We start from the raw sequence: 1349 nt of genomic DNA, 5'->3' as shown, positions 1-1349 counted from the left end.
GATCTCCACAAATTCTTTTTGCTGCGGATCGAGCTTAGTATCCCTAAGCAGCGACGCCACACCAATAATGCCATTCATAGGGGTGCGGATCTCGTGGCTCATGGTCGCGAGAAACTCACTTTTCTTGCGATTGGCGACTTCCGCCTTATCTCGCTCGGCTTCTAACTCGGCTTGATGCTCACGCACTTTTTGCACGCTTCGATTGTATTTTTGCGCCAACAAGCTGACTTCATCAAAACACCAACGTTTGGGCAGCGTGACCGTACTCGGCGCATTACCGCCGCTAAAATCACTCACCGCACCGGAAAGCAACTGCAAAGGATTCACCAATAAACGGAAGGCAACCCACAACACCCCAACCATCAACAGCAAAATTTTTATCGCTTCTGTCGTGAGCAGAAAAAAGAACTGTTGCCATAAATCTTGATAGACGGCGCTAAGATCAGACTGCACAGTCAGCTCTGCGAGCTCAAACGTTTTTTCCCCCACACTAAACTGCATCGGCCAACGCCTCTCAACCACATCTTGCGTGATTTCTGTTCCGAGCTCGATGATAACTTCGTCTTTGGTAGCAATGCGTAGGTAATCCACCGATGGCAAACGCATCGCTCCCAGCGCTTGGGTGAGTAACAGCTCACGGTCTTCAACCCACAAACTGGCTGAAAAGCTGGAGAGGTAGCTCGACTCCACTTGTTTTAAGTCGGTGTCGAGATGGGACAACTCTTCTTGAAAATCACGGTATAAACTGATAGCAGAAATGACTAACGTAAAGATCAAACTCAACGTTAAAACCGCCAGCATAAGCTGGTTACCGATACTAAACCGGCGTTGAGTTCGCTCTTTTACATCCATATGAAATCACTCCGATAATCTTGCGCTACTCTAAATATAGTCGTGAGCAAATAATAATCGAGGATAGGATGAAAGGACTTCTACGTGTATTGGCTTTTAGTTGTATGGCTGTCAGTGCTGCGACCGCCGCTGAAGAGGTGAATTATTACGTTATCGCCGACCAAGCAAGGCCATTTCAAATCGAACAACAAGGACAACAACATGCCGGGATCGTGACGGATATTGTGAACGCGATTTTTGCCAACTCAGATTATAAGGTGAATTTTCACACCTATCCGTTTAAGCGCATGATTTCAGTGTTAGAAGCGGGTGGGGAAGAAAACTGGCTGACATACGGCAGCCCTGATTGGGGCCGAGTTCAATCAGAAAACTTATCTAAAGAGCCTATTTACACTGTAAAACACGTGTTGGTATCCAGCAGTGATGCGCCTTTTAAATTCAATACCATGCAAGACATCAAAGGTCGCTCCATCGTGTTGCTGCTAGGTTTCGACTAC

At 46.8% G+C, this 1349-nt stretch carries 1 protein-coding gene and 1 pseudogene; one reads left to right on the top strand and one right to left on the bottom strand.

Translation table 11 applies throughout. The features are described from left to right. Window positions 1–852 (bottom strand): histidine kinase dimerization/phospho-acceptor domain-containing protein (locus tag R8N28_RS25070; RefSeq protein WP_318183646.1); only part of this gene is annotated, 852 nt, incomplete at its 3' end. Window positions 853–920: 68 nt separating this feature from the next. On the opposite strand from R8N28_RS25070, the pseudogene R8N28_RS25065 reads away from it, so the two are divergent. Then, window positions 921–1349: pseudogene (locus R8N28_RS25065) on the top strand (transporter substrate-binding domain-containing protein); the annotation flags it as partial.

It is taken from the genome of Vibrio sp. Vb1554 (assembly GCF_033344235.1).
This window is presented reverse-complemented; position numbering and strand designations above follow the sequence as displayed.